The organism is Endozoicomonas acroporae, from assembly GCF_002864045.1.
Taxonomy (GTDB): Bacteria; Pseudomonadota; Gammaproteobacteria; order Pseudomonadales; family Endozoicomonadaceae; genus Endozoicomonas; species Endozoicomonas acroporae.
Genome location: NZ_PJPV01000045.1, coordinates 1 through 14,048 on the forward strand (window position 1 = coordinate 1; position 14,048 = coordinate 14,048).

The following is a 14,048-nucleotide window of genomic DNA, read 5'->3' on the forward strand; positions in this document are numbered from 1 at the left end:
AGTTTCAGCCTGTTGCACTTATTGTATTACTCCAGCCAGACTCTGTCAACCTTGTTGGCTTTGGTACTTTTGAACAACGCAGCCGTGCAGCCCGTACCGGTAAAAATCCTCAAACCGGTGAAACCATCCAGATTAAGGCCAGTAAGACGGTTGCTTTCAAGCCAGGTAAAGCCCTGAAAGAAGCCGTAAACTGATTAGACAGATCTCTCAGTTGCAATTGATGGCGTTGGCCAGAAAATACGGATACTGGTATTACCCTCTTCATCAATACTATTTGCACAACCTTTCAGAAAGCATTTTTCCATTGCCAGCTTTTTCAAGTTGCTCCATGGGGAAGTGTTTTCTTTTTATGTGCCTCTATAGAGTTCGGGACTGAAGTAATGAAGTTCAAATTGTTGTTATGGGCACTAGGTTTCATGATGAAACGTGCCAGTCGAAAGAACCCCTCATTTCAAAAGACGCTGGAAGGCCAGGACCTGACCTTTCAGCTCAGCAGTAAGGATGGTGTAGCCCGTCATTATATTGTCAAAGACAAACAGGTTTACCCGGTTGCCGGAACAACGAATGAGCCAACATTTGAACTTTCTTTCTCCAGTGCCGCTAAAGGGTTTGAAATCCTGACGGCGAAAAATACCCGGGAAGCCTTTATGCTTGGTGTTCAGGAGCAGAATATCGTGGCAACCGGTGATCTCAGTAAAGTGATGTGGTTTCAAACCATGACCAGAGCCATGAAGGGGTAGTGAATACTATCCGCTTCACGCCTTTCTATCGGATGCCGGGTAAATAACTGATGGCAGGATACGTAGCAGACATAAACTTTGGTTAATCGTATTTTAAGTGGTTGACAGTCCACCCAGTGATCTCTAATATGCGCCGCATCGCTGAGATGTTGAACGGTGGTGGCAAGGCCCAGGTGGCGGAATTGGTAGACGCGCTAGCTTCAGGTGCTGGTGTGTGTTTGACGGTTCGTTGTTTTGTTTTCAGACTTTTGTCCTTGGAAAACAAAGGTTTGCAGGTTTGTTAAGGTAGATGACATATGTCGTTTCCTAAAATAAATCCTAAAACCTCTGGCTAAAAAATCGCCTTGTTTTTTGCGCCAAAGTGCAATAAAGTTCAGCAACATTTTTGACGATGCCCAGGTGGCGGAATTGGTAGACGCGCTGGCTTCAGGTGCCAGTGACTGCAAGGTCGTGGAAGTTCGAGTCTTCTCCTGGGCACCAAACATCGTTAAAAAGTAGTAAATTGTCGTATATGCCCAGGTGGCGGAATTGGTAGACGCGCCAGCTTCAGGTGCTGGTAACTGTATGGTTGTGGAAGTTCGAGTCTTCTCCTGGGCACCAATTCTCAAAGACATGTCGTGTAATTGACGGCAAAAAAAAACCGGACAGCTGCCCGGTGATATCTTCTCTCATCTCTCTTCCCTTTTGTTATCTCGTACCCTGTACTTCCTGGGTTTTTCGGATATAGATTTTCTTCGCTTCCAGTGTTTTATGGCCGGAGACCAGTCCTTCATGATCAGAGACGCCCTTTGCCTTGAGGTCGTGGAAGTGCCATTTCTCGTCAATGAGCCCTTCATCCACCGCACGGTTGATCAGTTTCTGCCACTGGCTGTCCAGCGTGTTTTTATGCATCTTTTGCCCCGGTGACATTTGAATGCCTTTTTTGGCAGGGACGTTGGGTGCTCCAAACACATACTCAAATTTTTCACCGTTGTTGTAATCATCAAGGGTTTTCAGGGCTTTTCTCAGTCGTGGTGTCCAGAGAGTGATTTCATCCAGTGAGCCTTTGACCTGTTTCAGCTGTATGCCTTTTTCCAGCAGCTGGTCCCGCTTCATATTGATCAGCTCGGAACGTCTTGCCCGGCAGATGTAGGCAAACTCCATCATGGCTTTCCAGAAGGGATTGGCCAGATAGTAAACGCAGGCGTAGTCTTCATCGCTGACGTACACATCTTGCCGGTTTGGTCTTGGCAGTGCTTCGCAATCCAGCGATGGGTTAGGTGGTACCCCTTCAAGATGGCTTCTTCCCCAGCTCCATGCACTGGAGATCAGTTTGCGGGCATTGGCGACGGCGCCCGGTTTGTCGGAAAATTTTTCATAGAACCGGTTCAATGATGGTGGTGTGATCAGCGCCAGCGGTACTTTACCGAAAGTGCCATACCCTTCCACGGGGAAGTTTTTCACCTTGGGGGTGTACAGCCTTTTGTTGTACTGCCAATCCTTGCTCTGGCTTTTGAGTTTTCGTGACTCCAGATATTCATCCAGCAGCCAGCCCAGCGTCTGGTCAGAGCTTTTTTCCAGGTTCTCAATGGCCATGTAGAGTTTGGACATGGCCATGGTTTCCGGGCCCAGAACGATTTCAGCACCGTATACATTCTTTTGGCCAACCCGGCCATGGTAAGGCTTATAAATGAAACGCCCTTTGCTTCGGTAAACGCCATCCGGCAATTGAGCATTCTCTTTATTGCGTGGTCTTCCCATCAATACATCTCCTACAGGAATTTGAGTGGTTGTTTTTTTGGTTGTTGTATCTCTGTGCCGATCAATGGCTGGTTAATGGCGGCATAGGTGGTGACCACTTCGCCATTACGTCCGTAGTAAAACGGTATCCGGTTTTGGACCATCCATTTGACCAGTGCCGCCTTTTGCTTAATGCCTGACCACGCCATCAGGTCAGGCTGGGAAATAAGCGCATCCATATCGCCGACCCGGTTTAAAAGAATTTCAAAATGTCGTAACCGAGAACCGGTTGGGCATTACTGGTGGTCAGTCGCTTACTGTTTCGGTTGTGGAACAAGGTTTCCGTCGGGTCGTACATCAGGCCGAACTGCCAGCCTTTATCGGTAAGCAGGTACTTGCCTCTTTTGCCCTGACCGATCCATTTGATAAGCCGGTGCTTTTCCAGTACCTCCACCACATGCTGACGGCTGCGACCAATAAACTCGCCCAGCTCTACCAGAGAGAAGTAATCATCCAGTTCGTAGCGGTTGCGTTTGCGCTTTTGTTTTCTTTGCGCAGGCTTGTCATCGCTGTCAGATCCAACCACCGCAGGATCAGCATAGCGGCAATCCTGATCGATCGATTCAGTTTTGGATTCATCGGGGAGAGCCGGTTGCAAGCGATCCAGTACGGTCTGATACCACTTCACCTGTTTTACTGGTGCACCGTTGTTATGGGCTTTGACGGTATCAAGGATTTCACAGAGTGGCTGACCCTGATCGGTGGGTACCCAAAGGCTATCGATTTTGATTTGAAGTCCTGCCGCTTCCAGTAACTTGTTCACCTGACGGGGATCATGTGGTGGTTCCATCATCTGCCCGAGCTGGGTTGGCGTAAACGTCATGGCTTGGACAGGTGCCACCAGTTGTTTCTGGCCCATGGCTTCCAGCGGTGAAAAGTTGATCTGGCTTTTCACCAGTCGGTCTGCTGCCAGCATGGCCTGATTGCCTTCAAGGCCGTATTCCTTAACAAAGGATATGGCTTTCAGGCTGGTGTCCATATTGATTTCCAGCAGTTGATGGCGATCAAGCTCTGGTGGTTCCTGGGCAAGCGGGGGGACAAGGGGGGTAGATTGCCCGGATTCCAGTTCATACCATCGATTGATAACCGCCGCCCGACGCTTAACATCGTATCCGGTGATCAGCACTTCGAACTCAAACCTGGGTAGCCGATATTCGGTGTATTCCTGCTTGTTCTGCGGGTTGACGTAGGTATGCTCAAATTTGAGCGTACCCACTCCAAGCTTGCTCAGCATGACTTCAATGTCTCTTTTGACATTTTTATGCTCCTTGTCCAGTGCCTTCGCAATTTCCCGGCTGGACATAACCATTTCTGTTCTGGTCACTGCACTGTCCGGAATAAATCCATACTGGCTGGAAGAGGGCTTGATGGGGGTATGGGTGGTGTTCATATTGATTCCTTTCATGCTCTTGCCATTTTGATGGAGAGTGGTTGCGGCCATTTTCAATTCCCTTTTCTGGTTATGGTCTTGTTATGGTGTTTCAGTGGATGGCACTGCTCTTTACGACAGGGTCCTGATTGATATCCCTTATTCGTTGCAGGATCAGCCCAGTGACCAGCATCGACTGATCCCGCGCCTGGGGGCTGTGAATACCTACGGTGATGGCCACAATCAGGGTGGTCATTTCAATCAGTACGGTTTCTGCATTCAGCTGCAGGCCTTCCATTTCGTCACCGATCCGGTCCGCCAGCATGACTTTTCTTGCCAGTTCCTTTTCCTCCTGTTCCGAGCTGAGACCAGCGGTCTGCTTCTGTTTTATCTCTATGGCCAGGGCCAGATCATCGGGTGTGAGTGGGCTCATTCCGGCTTTCATTAACACAAGCTCCTTTAAAATGGGATGGAGTCGTCGTAGGAGTCATATTGTTGTGTCTGCATGGGCTGGGGAGCATGAGCACCATCCCGGGCATTGGCGTACTGGTTCTGATGTGTGCCTGGTTGTGACTGATAGTTCTGAGGCTGTGCCTGCTGAGCATTGGGGTTCTTTTCCAGAAATAGCAGCTTGCCGTTGTACCCGCTGTACACGACTTCGGTCTGATAGCGATCCTGACCATTCTGGTCCTGCCATTTACGGGTCTGGAGTTGACCTTCGATCATGACTCTGTGGCCTTTGGCCAGATACTGAGCGGCCAGTTCAGCAGGTTTGCCGTACAGTACTACCCGGTGCCATTCGGTGCGGGTCTGTTTCTGGCCATCTTTTTTCCAGCTCTCTTCCGTGGCGATGGAGAGAATGGTGACGGCATTGCCATTGGCGGTGGCTTTGCAGTCCGGGTCTTTACCCAGCCTGCCAATAAGGGTGACGCGGTTCAGGGATGCGGCCATCAGGCGGTCTCCTTTTCTTCTGGTTTTAGAGAGAGTTGTTGAGCTGGGGTGATTAGTGCGGCACGACGGATGATCAGTTCGATGCGGTATTCGTTGCCGTGGTGGTCAAAGCGATAGCAGTCCAGTGAGCCTTTTCCAAGCCACTTTTCCATGGCGTAGATATCGTCGGTCAGGATCTCTTCGGTGACCTCTCCATCGGTGTAAAGCAGGTCCGGTTGGTCTTCGGCGTTTTCAGGTTCTGTTACCGGTTCGGGTTCTTTGTCAGCTACCTTCTGCCTGGCTTCCTGATTCAGCCGCAGTTCAATAATGGCCATCAGGTCGGACTGCTCTTTATGAAGAAGCACATCCAGATCCGGAAACAGGTAGTCCTTATCAGCTGCCATTTTTCGGTATATCGCCAGATTGTTTTTTACGTCCTGTGCCTGCTGCTTCTGTTCGATCCGAGCCTGTGCCAGCCGGTCATTTACCGCAGACTGCATGCTGGATACGTTCTTTTTACCCTTGATCACCTCCTGAAAATCAGCAGGTGTAACCACTGCAGCGATCCAGCCGGGAGTAAGTTCGGTATTAATCACCTGACGTTCTTTTTCCAGGGTGGTGACGGCTTTCAGTACGATGCTGTCTTTGATGTGCTGCTTCTGATGCTTGACCTGCTTATCCAGAGACTTGCGTTTAGTAGCCATGGCCTCGGTCAGGTGGTCGATGCGGGTGAAGAGACGGGCGATATCCGGTACCTGGGCAAGTGCAGTCTCTTTGCCGTCCTTCAGCTTTGTTTCCGTCTTTTTGAAAAACTTCACCGCCGATTCGGCATCAGCAAAATCCTGATCGGTAACCAGTGCCGATTTGACGGAATCAATGCGTTTGAAGATCTGTTCTTCCAAAAGGTGCAAGTTGGAGTCGATAACAGAACCATCCAGCTGTACCACCAGAGCGGTGGTGTCCTGAATGACTTCTCCTTCCAGTACCTGTGATGGTGTTTTCGGCTCGAAATTTTTCAGATCTTCCTGAAACTGCTTCCATCCAGCGATCAGAGCTTCACGACGATAGTCCTGGGATTCGTAGTAAACATGGTGCAGGTTGGCAGAGGTACCATCAGAGCAAACAAACAGAACCCGTTCGGCACCACTGACCAATAGTTGTTGTTCCAACTGCCAGTAATAGGCAGGTTCAATACCTTCTCCTTCGATCTGGGCAACCAGCTTTTCATTCCAGAGCTTGTGCTCAAAGACCAGGTCTTCCACCATGGTCAGCCCGTCGAAGCTGGCCAGCAGAGGTAAACCGTCAATGATGGTGACGCCGGTGGCTGGGAACAGATCCGCTCCGACTATTTTCTCTGCCAACGGTCGGGCTTCTGCTTCGGCACGATGCCCGGCATCGAATTTCTTCTGCTGAAATTCGTTTACCTCCGGTGTGCTGCCGGTTTTCTTCTGGTGTAGCAGCTGGTCACGGGACAGAAAGGGACTGTCGCCCATCATGGCCGGTGCCTCGCTGGCGGTGAAATAGTTCTGGCGCAGGGCGAGCCATTCAGGCGTCCCCTGTTGGATATCGAGAATTTCCATTTAGTGACCTCTGGGTTGGATGGCTTTCAGTTGTTGTACTTGTTGTGGGGTGGCTGGGGCTTTGGAATTGATTTTTCGGATAATCCGATCTGCACTCTGTTGGCCGGACTCAATGGATGCCCGCCATTCTGGTAACAGACGCTGGAAGTCTTCATCGGAGTAATGGTTGTGAACCGGTGACTGGGTCGAGTCATTCATATCGGGCACATAACCATCGGTATCATCATCGGTGCAGGCCACGCCAAGAATCCCGACCAGAGTCTGTCGCTTCAGATAAGTCACGGTAGAACCGATCTGTTGCAGAGGGCTTTTTTTACCGGTGTTATCCATAGGACCAGTGGCCGTGTTACAGATGGTGTGGCCGGATACATGGGTCAGATTGCAGGTGATGGTGATGTTTGGCCCATTCTGCTGTTGCTCAAACCAGTAGCTCAGTCCGTAGCGGTGAAGAACCGGCTGAACCGCAGCAACCACATCATCAATGGAGGCGTAGGAGTACTCCATGCGACCGCCATTATTGGTGTTAAAGGCAGCGGTCTTGTTCTTTTTAACCACTGGCATCTCTTGCTGAAAGCGGGAAAAGGCTTCATTGAATTGCTGTCGTGCAACAATGGTCTGGCTCTGTTCGTACAGGTTCATTACCCGTTCCAGCGTGTCGATGCTGGCATTCTGGTCAATGGCCGACTGCATGATCTGGCCCACTTCAGACAGGGCAGGTGTAGGCTTATCCACAGGCAACACGTCAGCAGATTCCATCAGTTCGGTCTTCTTTTTAGCTGGCATGGCGAAGGGCCTCGTCCCGGTGAATACGGTTTCTGACGGCCAGCACCTGGTCGGCAATTTCCATCCGGAAACTCTTTTCCAATGCACTGGATAATGTGCGGTGCAGTTCGCACCAGGCGCGGAAATCAACGATAACGGCATCTGCCGTTTTCGGGTCTTTACGCCATGCGGTAATTTCATCCCGGATGACCCGATAGATCTGGAGCACCGTCATATCCGGCGTGATATTGCTGGCGATCTGGTCCTTCAGGATGCAGACCTTGCCGTAGTCGTAGGTGTACTGGTTGATGTTCAGCCAGTCGCTGATACCCGTGACGACGGGTTCTTCCAGTCGGTTGATTTGGGTTTGATTAGCCACGGCAATAACCTCTTTTGCTGGCGTAGTTAATGACATCCCAGCCGGAGAGCCGGGAGTGTTCGTCGTTGCAGTCATGCACCAGCTGTTTCACGGCCAGCCAGCGGTAGCCCTGCATCGGGTGAAATTCTTCCAGGGTAAGAAAGGTCAGGAAGTTGCTTGGGGTCAGAACGCCAAAACCGGCAATGATGATGTGCTTGTGATCTTCGATCTGTGCCTGAATGTGGGTTTCAATCCGTTCCAGTTCGGACTCGATGGTCTCTTCGAGGGCTTCCCTGTCGTCAATGGCATTGAGGTGCCGGTTGAGATCGCGGGTAACTGCGTCCATTTTGGCTCCATTGTTGTTGTTAATACTTAAGTAACAAAAGTTATAATATAAAAATATTAAGACTAACAAATGTTAGTTGATTGTATTTTTATATAGAAAATATCAAGTCGATAAAATCTGATAATTGATTTTCTCGAAGAGGCTGTAGTGTTCAGGCTTAAAACCAGGGTTGGATGATATGGAATTTGTCGATAATTGGTTGGATACGCTTCCGGCATCTTTAACAAATGAGTTGAAACCATTCACAAAAATAGATGGTCAGTCAGTGCTGATTAACACCGTTCCTGCCGGCAAAGGTCGGCCACGGTTTACCCGTCGGGGACGGTGCTATACCCCAGAGGCAACAAAAAAGGCAGAGCAGCAGGCGCACTATTCAGGACAACAGCAGAGGCAGGGAGCGTTGATGAAAGGTCAGATCGGCGTGCTGGTGCTGGCTGTATTTCCGGTACCGGTGAGTTGGTCAAAGAAGAAGCGCTCTGCAGCCCTGGCCGGAGAGATCCGGCCTGCGGTAAAGCCCGACTTTGACAATGTGGCGAAGCTGTATTGCGATGCCTTGAATGGTATTGTCTGGGAGGATGACAAGCAGATTGTCGATGGCCGCTGCATTAAGGTTTATGGGCAGCAGCCAGGCGTTTTGGTGTTGAGCTGGCAGTTATAGCGGGCAACTGAATCCCACGGCAGTTCCCTTGTATATGTCCATAACATCACCGGTGTAGGATATTTTCAATTCAGAATAGTGTGGATTAATCATTTTAAAAATATGCTGGTTGGCGTTAATCCGTTGCCAGACTCTCAGCAGCATCTGACCGTCGATGTCTATCAGCAGTATTTTACCGGGTACCGGCTTGCACTCCTGGTCAATTTGAATGGTGCTGCCATTGGGAATCAGAGTTTTTTCCGCATTCCCCGGGTCTATCATTGAGTCATTGTCCAGCCGGATCAGGAAACTTTCGCTATCCGACTCAATAATCCGAATGCCTGAGTCTTTCTTGATGGCTTTCTGCTTATTTTCAATCTCCTGATAAAAGGCGTCTATATCATCAAGGCTGATAACGGGCAGGGCGTTGGGATTGGGTTCTTCTTCCCCGGTATCCAGCCAGTAAACACTGACACCCAGTGCCTTGGCGATGGCGATTTTGCTTTCCAGTTTGGGATTGCGTGTCTGGTTCATCCACATACTGTACAGCGCCGAGCTGCAGCCAATCTCCCGGGCAATTTTAGCGTCCGACAGATTCAGCTCCCTGGTTTTTTGCTTAACGCGCTCAGTCCAGTGCATTGACACGTTTTCCACCATTCTCGTTATTCCATGATTTGGTAGCAATGTATCACAGAAGCCGTCTTGCCAATCACTGCCGTTGTTAAAGCTGCTTATTTGATTGTTTACAAGGTTGAATAAAAATGGTTATTCTCATCCGCATAGCTAACATAAGTTAGTTTACGTATCCATAATAATCACAAAAGGATGTTTGATAATGAGCATGCCTAACAGCAATCCTCGGCCAAACTACGACCAGTCCCGCAAAGTATCCAGCCTTGACCAACCCCAAATGGATTTTCTCACTGTAATGGGAGGTGCGGCATGAACGAAGACCGCATGAGCCAGGACAGCCTGAGCCAGGACAGCATGGATGAAGAGAGCTTGCCGCTCCATTGGTATGAGATTCCCTGGCCAATCCGTGGTCATCACCCGCACTTTGAAATGCCTCATGATCTCTATGACGAACTGGTGCAAACCTACCCCTGCATCAATGTAGAGCAGGAGCTGATCAATGCTTATGCCTACATGAAGGACCGTTTCCCCGGGTGCAGTGAAGGGCGGTTTACTCGGTTCATCACCAACTGGATGGAGAAAAATGAACAGGTAAAGCGGAAGACCAATCGGTGGTTTGGCCGCAGAGCTGCTGATGGAGGTTGTGTATGAAGGACTTTGGCAAGGTCTCTGGGCAGTTCTGGATCAGTGATGATATTCAGTCATTGTCAGATAAAGCCAAACTGCTGGCGCTTTACCTGTTGACCACCGGTCACGGGAACCTGATTGGTATCTTCAGGATGCCAAAAGGCTATATCGCGGCAGACCTTAACTGGGAAGAGCCGAGCGTCGAGCGAGCGATTGCCGAGCTAACGGCGAGCGGTTTCCTGTTGGCCTCTGACCAGTGCCAGTACATTTGCATTCCGCAGTTCATGGAACACAATCCTGTGGACAATATCACCCAGATTGATGCCCGCCTGAAGCTGCTGGTCAAACTGCCACAGATACTGCTGGAAGAATTGCCCGGAGTGATACCCGTTATCGAAAGGGCGGTTGCCAAAGCCAGTGATTACAAGGGCTCGAAGCAAACCAAAGCGTTGTTGGAAAGTGCTCGGAAGATGCTCGGCAACTGCTCGGAAGAATCTCGCCTAGAGAATAAGAGAAATAGAGAAATAGAGAATAAGAGAAATCTTTACAAGACATATGTCCGATCTGACGATCGCACGACCCCCAGGATGGGGGAAGTGCCATCAAGTGCCGGGAGCACGACTGGTGCGACCTCCAGGATGGGGGAAGTGCCATCAAGTGCCGGGAGCACGACTGGTGCGACTGCGAAAAATGCCAAATCGGGCAAGGCTGATTTCTCTGAATCCTTCGAAGAGTGGTGGAGCCAGTATCCGAAACGGGAAGGTGACAAGGGCAATAAAACCAAAACCTTTGGCCACTACAAAACCCGGCTGCGGGAAGGACACTCCTGTGACGACCTGTTGGCCAACATCCTGAACTACGCCCGTTACTGTGACGAAACCGGAGCAACGGGTACCCAGTACGTGAAGACCACCACGACCTACCTGAACAACCCCGATAACGCCAGCAATCCATGGATGGTGAACTATGAAGCCCGGCAGCGAAATTCTGGAAAACTCAGCCTGGTTGAACAGGTCGAACAGGCCAACGCCCATATCCTCCAACCCGAAAGAACGGGCAACTTCAGCGGAGGGAATATCTACGACGTTGAGCCGGAAAGATCTGGTGACGCTGTTTTCGACCATGACGGCGCTGTTCGGCCAGAAGTGGACCAGTGCCTACGGTCTGGCTGACCGCAACGGCGAGTGGCAGAGAACGCTGGACGGGTTACACCCTGCCCAGCTGGAAATTGGTCTCAACCGTGTACGACTGGCCGGTGGCGAATGGCCACCGACAGCGCCGGAGTTTCGCAAGCTCTGCCTGCCACTGCCGGAAGAATTGGGCTTGCCAACGCTGGCGAAAGCCTGGCAGGAAGCCAATGAGTATTCTGGTCAACCCAGTCACCACGGCTGGAGCCATCGGGCGGTTTATCTTGCCGGACGTGAGGCGGGTTGGCATGAGCTGAGAACCGCCGGGAATGCCGAGGAGTGCCGTAACGTGAAGTGCAAGTTTGGGGCGGCCTATCAGGAGCTGGTTAACCGTGAATGCCAAGGGCTTCCGTTGGAAGATCAGCTTGCCATCGAACACCAGTTTGATCCGGCCATCCACTCGAATCAGCTGTTCAGGGGGAGCATGGCCGAACAGGGCATTGACCCGCTGGATGGGCAGGGTGCGCGGCAGAAACTGATGAGCATGTTCTCTTGAACGGGCTCAGGGATGGCGAATACCTGGCCTTTGCGGAGGCGGTCTGATGGCGGAGCTGGCATTGCAGAAAGTGGGAACGCAGGTGCTGGTGCCAGTATCCGACGATGACCAGCTATTCGTTCAGCAGCTGAAGACCGGGCAGGTGATTCGGGCAGAGTTTCGTAAAGCCCGTAACCCGCATTTTCACCGCAAGTTCTTTGCCCTGCTGAAGCTGGGTTTTGATTACTTTGAGCCTCAGCCATACCGGATGGAAGGGGCTGACCAGTGGTTTACTCCTGAGAAAAACTTTGATGAGTTCCGTCGCTGGGTGACCGTGAAGGCCGGATTTTATGACGTGATCGGGTACCCGGACGGTGGTGTCCGCGTTCGTGCCAGAAGCCTGAAATTCTCAAGTATGAGCCAGGAAAATTTTGAGCTGTTGTACTCCACAGCAGTGGATGTGTTGCTCCAGTACGTGCTTCATCCAGCGCGGGGTTGGAGTCGGCCCAAGGTGGAAGCACTGGTGGAAAGGTTTATCAACTTTGCGTAGGGAGGAAGGGAATCCATGAGATACCTGTCGTTATTTTCCGGGATTGAAGCAGCGACGGTCGCCTGGCATCCATTGGGGTGGACGCCGGTGGGTTTTGCCGAGATCGAATCGTTCCCCTGTGCCGTACTGGAACACCACTACCCCGATATACCCAACCTTGGCAGCGTGACCGAGATCACCGAAGCCATGATCAAGCAACTCGGCCCTATTGATCTGGTGGTGTTTGGCAGCCCTTGTCAGGATCTATCGGTGGCTGGCAAACGAAAAGGATTTGATGGTGAACGATCAGGACTCTTCTTCGCAGCAATACAGATTATTCGGTGGGCCAGAAAACACGGCAACTGCCGCTTCGCCCTGTGGGAAAACGTACCCGGCGCCTTCAGCAGTAACCAGGGCAAGGACTTTGCTGAAGTACTGCGATTACTTACTGGCACTGACCAGTCATGCCCCGAGCAGCCTGGCCCAAAAAAGTGGCGGTACGCTGGAGTTTCATTCGGTAAGGAAGGGCTTGTTGAATGGCGGGTGTGTGATGCTCAATTTTATGGAGTACCCCAACGTCGTCGAAGGGTCTTTGCTCTGGCAGATTTTGGAGACTGGACCCGTCGGGAACCGGTTCTATTTGAGTCCGAGAGCCTGCTCCGGGATTCTGAACCGGGCACAGAAGCGTGGGAAGAGCCTGCCTCCCCCGCTGGAAAAAGCATTAAGGCAAGTGGCCTCACGGGCAGCCTGAGTGCCTACGATATGACCGCCTTTGGTCAGTACGGCCCTGGTAAAACATCCTCGACGTTAAAGCAGAGAGATTACAAGGTTGCTACGGATCTGGTGGTGTTTGAGCCCGGTGCCATGTCACGGCTGGGTGGCCACTGGTCATCAGAATTATCACCCTGCCTTCGTGCCCATATGGGTGATAACCATCCGACCATCGCCTTCAATCCAAAAGATGATCCGGTTCACTCCAACACTGTCGCAATGACCTTACAGGCTCAGGGTAACGGATTGAGTGCCGCAGTGGCGATACCGATTCATGATCAGGCCACCCGCCATTCCGGTAAGCGCGGCGAACATCAGGACGGAAAAGGCAATGGTCTGGGTATCGGTCAGTCTGGCGATCCGATGAACACGCTAACAGCTGGAGATAAACACTCAGTTGCCAGTAGCTCCGGGGGCGAAGCCGAGTTAGCCATACGACGATTAACTCCGGTGGAGTGTGAACGATTACAGGGTTTTCCTGATGGGTATAGTGCCATCCCGTGGAAAAATAAACCGGCAGAAGAGTGCCCGGATGGCCCAAGGTACAAGGCTCTGGGTAACTCTATGGCGGTACCGGTTATGCGCTGGATCGGAAATCGTATCCAGACCGCCCTGCGTTAGGAGACCATCATGTACTTTGCCCTGGAGCCAGCCCTGATGCGGATCTTCGGAACACCGGAACTGATGATGAAAACCGCGAGCTGGCAGCAGGATATCAACGCCGGTTATCGAAAGACAGCGGTTGCTCCAAAGCATCGCAGCACCAGAGATGAACGACTGGGTGATGATGGTATCCGAAAGGGAGACCTGCGGGAAAGAATGCAGCCAGAACTCTTTGCCATTCTGACGATTCGCTATGACGATAATCAGGCGAACCGTTCCAGTGCATGGCTACGGGTAACTCACCTTTTCAGGAGTGATGAACGGTTACCCAAAGCGATCCGAAAGAATCCGGTGATGCTTTCTCTCTATCTGATGTGGCTATTGCAGCACCCTGATATGCAGCAGAAGAAAGGCAAAGTAGAGATTACCGCAAAAAGCCGTAAGACACTTTATCGCTGGCGTATTGCCTGTGAAGCCGTGTGCAACGAATGGATCAGGTTGGCAGAGGATCATGCAGAGGAGTTACTGGAAGAAGCAGGTGCTATCAAATATGAAAACTGAGGCCTTGACTAAAAATGACCCACAAAGTACGGTAAAAGCTCAGGCTGGGAAAGTTCCCGATCATTCACTTCCCCGTCGCTTGAATCCTTCAAAGAAACCCGGCCCTCATTGCCGGGTTTTCTTTTTTTTATCCCTCCAAACTGAACCACTATAAAAAAGGG

19 protein-coding genes and 2 tRNA genes are annotated in these 14,048 nt (G+C 51.1%); 11 read left to right on the forward strand and 10 right to left on the reverse strand.

Going from position 1 to position 14,048, the window contains the following annotated elements; all coding sequences use genetic code 11:
• The 4 genes from CX664_RS07070 to CX664_RS07085 form a co-directional block, all read left to right on the forward strand.
• Positions 1–194 (forward strand): HU family DNA-binding protein (locus tag CX664_RS07070; RefSeq protein ID WP_145999878.1); only part of this gene is annotated, 194 nt, incomplete at its 5' end.
• Between the two features lie 222 nt (positions 195–416).
• The gene (locus tag CX664_RS07075; protein WP_206679367.1) at positions 417–740 is read left to right on the forward strand and encodes a helicase; all 324 of its coding nucleotides are present in this window, start codon (positions 417–419) and stop codon (positions 738–740) included.
• Positions 741–1,133: 393 nt separating this feature from the next.
• A tRNA-Leu gene (locus CX664_RS07080) sits at positions 1,134–1,220 on the forward strand.
• A gap of 33 nt (positions 1,221–1,253) precedes the next feature.
• A tRNA-Leu gene (locus CX664_RS07085) sits at positions 1,254–1,340 on the forward strand.
• A gap of 87 nt (positions 1,341–1,427) precedes the next feature.
• Here the strand turns inward: CX664_RS07085 and CX664_RS07090 are convergent.
• From CX664_RS07090 to CX664_RS07125, 9 genes are read right to left on the reverse strand one after another with little or no spacing between them, the layout of a single operon-like run.
• The gene (locus tag CX664_RS07090; protein ID WP_101746060.1) at positions 1,428–2,480 is read right to left on the reverse strand and encodes a tyrosine-type recombinase/integrase; all 1,053 of its coding nucleotides are present in this window, start codon (positions 2,478–2,480) and stop codon (positions 1,428–1,430) included.
• Between the two features lie 11 nt (positions 2,481–2,491).
• Complete coding sequence (locus CX664_RS07095) at positions 2,492–2,698, reverse strand: DUF4224 domain-containing protein (RefSeq protein ID WP_101746061.1); 207 nt, start codon at positions 2,696–2,698, stop codon at positions 2,492–2,494.
• A 14-nt stretch (positions 2,699–2,712) separates the two neighbouring features.
• On the reverse strand, positions 2,713–3,960 hold the full coding sequence (locus tag CX664_RS07100; protein ID WP_101746062.1) for a Rha family transcriptional regulator: 1,248 nt from the start codon (positions 3,958–3,960) through the stop codon (positions 2,713–2,715).
• 40 nt (positions 3,961–4,000) lie between these two features.
• Positions 4,001–4,321 (reverse strand): hypothetical protein, encoded by a 321-nt coding sequence (locus CX664_RS07105; RefSeq protein ID WP_145999879.1) that lies wholly within the window; start codon positions 4,319–4,321, stop codon positions 4,001–4,003.
• Between the two features lie 26 nt (positions 4,322–4,347).
• Positions 4,348–4,839: a single-stranded DNA-binding protein gene (locus tag CX664_RS07110; protein ID WP_101746064.1), complete on the reverse strand. Its 492-nt coding sequence runs from the start codon at positions 4,837–4,839 to the stop codon at positions 4,348–4,350.
• The gene (locus CX664_RS07115) at positions 4,839–6,398 is read right to left on the reverse strand and encodes a YqaJ viral recombinase family protein (protein ID WP_101746065.1); all 1,560 of its coding nucleotides are present in this window, start codon (positions 6,396–6,398) and stop codon (positions 4,839–4,841) included. The genes CX664_RS07110 and CX664_RS07115 overlap by 1 nt, the downstream gene beginning before the upstream one ends.
• Positions 6,399–7,181 carry an ERF family protein gene (locus CX664_RS07120; protein ID WP_180966406.1) on the reverse strand — a complete coding sequence of 261 codons (783 nt, stop codon included), beginning with the start codon at positions 7,179–7,181 and terminating at the stop codon, positions 6,399–6,401. It lies immediately after the preceding gene.
• Positions 7,171–7,575 (reverse strand): hypothetical protein, encoded by a 405-nt coding sequence (locus CX664_RS26265; RefSeq protein ID WP_180966407.1) that lies wholly within the window; start codon positions 7,573–7,575, stop codon positions 7,171–7,173. Before CX664_RS26265 ends, CX664_RS07120 begins: the two co-directional genes overlap by 11 nt.
• Positions 7,532–7,864: a hypothetical protein gene (locus tag CX664_RS07125; RefSeq protein WP_101746067.1), complete on the reverse strand. Its 333-nt coding sequence runs from the start codon at positions 7,862–7,864 to the stop codon at positions 7,532–7,534. The genes CX664_RS26265 and CX664_RS07125 overlap by 44 nt, the downstream gene beginning before the upstream one ends.
• A gap of 178 nt (positions 7,865–8,042) precedes the next feature.
• On the opposite strand from CX664_RS07125, the gene CX664_RS07130 reads away from it, so the two are divergent.
• Positions 8,043–8,522 (forward strand): RusA family crossover junction endodeoxyribonuclease, encoded by a 480-nt coding sequence (locus tag CX664_RS07130; RefSeq protein ID WP_101746068.1) that lies wholly within the window; start codon positions 8,043–8,045, stop codon positions 8,520–8,522.
• On the opposite strand, the gene CX664_RS07135 is transcribed toward CX664_RS07130, so the two are convergent.
• A complete protein-coding gene (locus tag CX664_RS07135) occupies positions 8,517–9,158 on the reverse strand; it encodes a LexA family transcriptional regulator (protein ID WP_101746069.1) in 642 nt (213 codons plus the stop codon). The two genes, CX664_RS07130 and CX664_RS07135, sit on opposite strands and share 6 nt — an antisense overlap.
• Before the next feature lie 285 nt (positions 9,159–9,443).
• Here CX664_RS07135 and CX664_RS07140 point away from each other — a divergent pair, with 285 nt between their 5' ends.
• Genes CX664_RS07140 through CX664_RS07165 form a run of 6 tightly spaced genes read left to right on the forward strand, consistent with a single transcriptional unit; the run spans position 9,444 to position 13,887 of the window.
• Positions 9,444–9,785: a hypothetical protein gene (locus CX664_RS07140; protein ID WP_101746070.1), complete on the forward strand. Its 342-nt coding sequence runs from the start codon at positions 9,444–9,446 to the stop codon at positions 9,783–9,785.
• Entirely contained in the window at positions 9,782–10,933 is a 1,152-nt protein-coding gene (locus CX664_RS07145; protein WP_101746071.1) for a hypothetical protein, read from the forward strand. The genes CX664_RS07140 and CX664_RS07145 overlap by 4 nt, the downstream gene beginning before the upstream one ends.
• Complete coding sequence (locus tag CX664_RS07150) at positions 10,866–11,444, forward strand: hypothetical protein (RefSeq protein WP_145999880.1); 579 nt, start codon at positions 10,866–10,868, stop codon at positions 11,442–11,444. Before CX664_RS07145 ends, CX664_RS07150 begins: the two co-directional genes overlap by 68 nt.
• A gap of 46 nt (positions 11,445–11,490) precedes the next feature.
• A complete protein-coding gene (locus CX664_RS07155; protein ID WP_101746073.1) occupies positions 11,491–11,973 on the forward strand; it encodes a DUF1367 family protein in 483 nt (160 codons plus the stop codon).
• 15 nt (positions 11,974–11,988) lie between these two features.
• Positions 11,989–13,344, forward strand: a complete 1,356-nt coding sequence (locus CX664_RS07160) for a DNA cytosine methyltransferase (protein ID WP_101746074.1) — start codon at positions 11,989–11,991, stop codon at positions 13,342–13,344.
• 9 nt (positions 13,345–13,353) lie between these two features.
• Positions 13,354–13,887, forward strand: coding sequence for a hypothetical protein (locus CX664_RS07165; protein WP_101746075.1), 534 nt, complete (start codon positions 13,354–13,356; stop codon positions 13,885–13,887).
• Positions 13,888–14,048 lie beyond the last annotated feature (161 nt).

Excerpts from the sequence above, each read along its gene's own strand:
- CX664_RS07075 (WP_206679367.1), top strand. The coding sequence starts at position 417 with ATGATGAAACGTGCCAGTCGAAAGAACCCCTCATTTCAAAAGACGCTG.
- CX664_RS07100 (WP_101746062.1), bottom strand. The coding sequence starts at position 3,960 with ATGGCCGCAACCACTCTCCATCAAAATGGCAAGAGCATGAAAGGAATC.
- CX664_RS07130 (WP_101746068.1), top strand. The coding sequence starts at position 8,043 with ATGGAATTTGTCGATAATTGGTTGGATACGCTTCCGGCATCTTTAACA.
- CX664_RS07090 (WP_101746060.1), bottom strand. The coding sequence starts at position 2,480 with ATGGGAAGACCACGCAATAAAGAGAATGCTCAATTGCCGGATGGCGTT.
- CX664_RS07135 (WP_101746069.1), bottom strand. The coding sequence starts at position 9,158 with ATGGTGGAAAACGTGTCAATGCACTGGACTGAGCGCGTTAAGCAAAAA.
- CX664_RS07120 (WP_180966406.1), bottom strand. The coding sequence starts at position 7,181 with ATGCCAGCTAAAAAGAAGACCGAACTGATGGAATCTGCTGACGTGTTG.
- CX664_RS07145 (WP_101746071.1), top strand. The coding sequence starts at position 9,782 with ATGAAGGACTTTGGCAAGGTCTCTGGGCAGTTCTGGATCAGTGATGAT.
- CX664_RS07155 (WP_101746073.1), top strand. The coding sequence starts at position 11,491 with ATGGCGGAGCTGGCATTGCAGAAAGTGGGAACGCAGGTGCTGGTGCCA.
- CX664_RS26265 (WP_180966407.1), bottom strand. The coding sequence starts at position 7,575 with ATGTCATTAACTACGCCAGCAAAAGAGGTTATTGCCGTGGCTAATCAA.
- CX664_RS07160 (WP_101746074.1), top strand. The coding sequence starts at position 11,989 with ATGAGATACCTGTCGTTATTTTCCGGGATTGAAGCAGCGACGGTCGCC.
- CX664_RS07105 (WP_145999879.1), bottom strand. The coding sequence starts at position 4,321 with ATGAGCCCACTCACACCCGATGATCTGGCCCTGGCCATAGAGATAAAA.
- CX664_RS07095 (WP_101746061.1), bottom strand. The coding sequence starts at position 2,698 with ATGGATGCGCTTATTTCCCAGCCTGACCTGATGGCGTGGTCAGGCATT.
- CX664_RS07110 (WP_101746064.1), bottom strand. The coding sequence starts at position 4,839 with ATGGCCGCATCCCTGAACCGCGTCACCCTTATTGGCAGGCTGGGTAAA.
- CX664_RS07125 (WP_101746067.1), bottom strand. The coding sequence starts at position 7,864 with ATGGACGCAGTTACCCGCGATCTCAACCGGCACCTCAATGCCATTGAC.
- CX664_RS07115 (WP_101746065.1), bottom strand. The coding sequence starts at position 6,398 with ATGGAAATTCTCGATATCCAACAGGGGACGCCTGAATGGCTCGCCCTG.
- CX664_RS07140 (WP_101746070.1), top strand. The coding sequence starts at position 9,444 with ATGAACGAAGACCGCATGAGCCAGGACAGCCTGAGCCAGGACAGCATG.
- CX664_RS07165 (WP_101746075.1), top strand. The coding sequence starts at position 13,354 with ATGTACTTTGCCCTGGAGCCAGCCCTGATGCGGATCTTCGGAACACCG.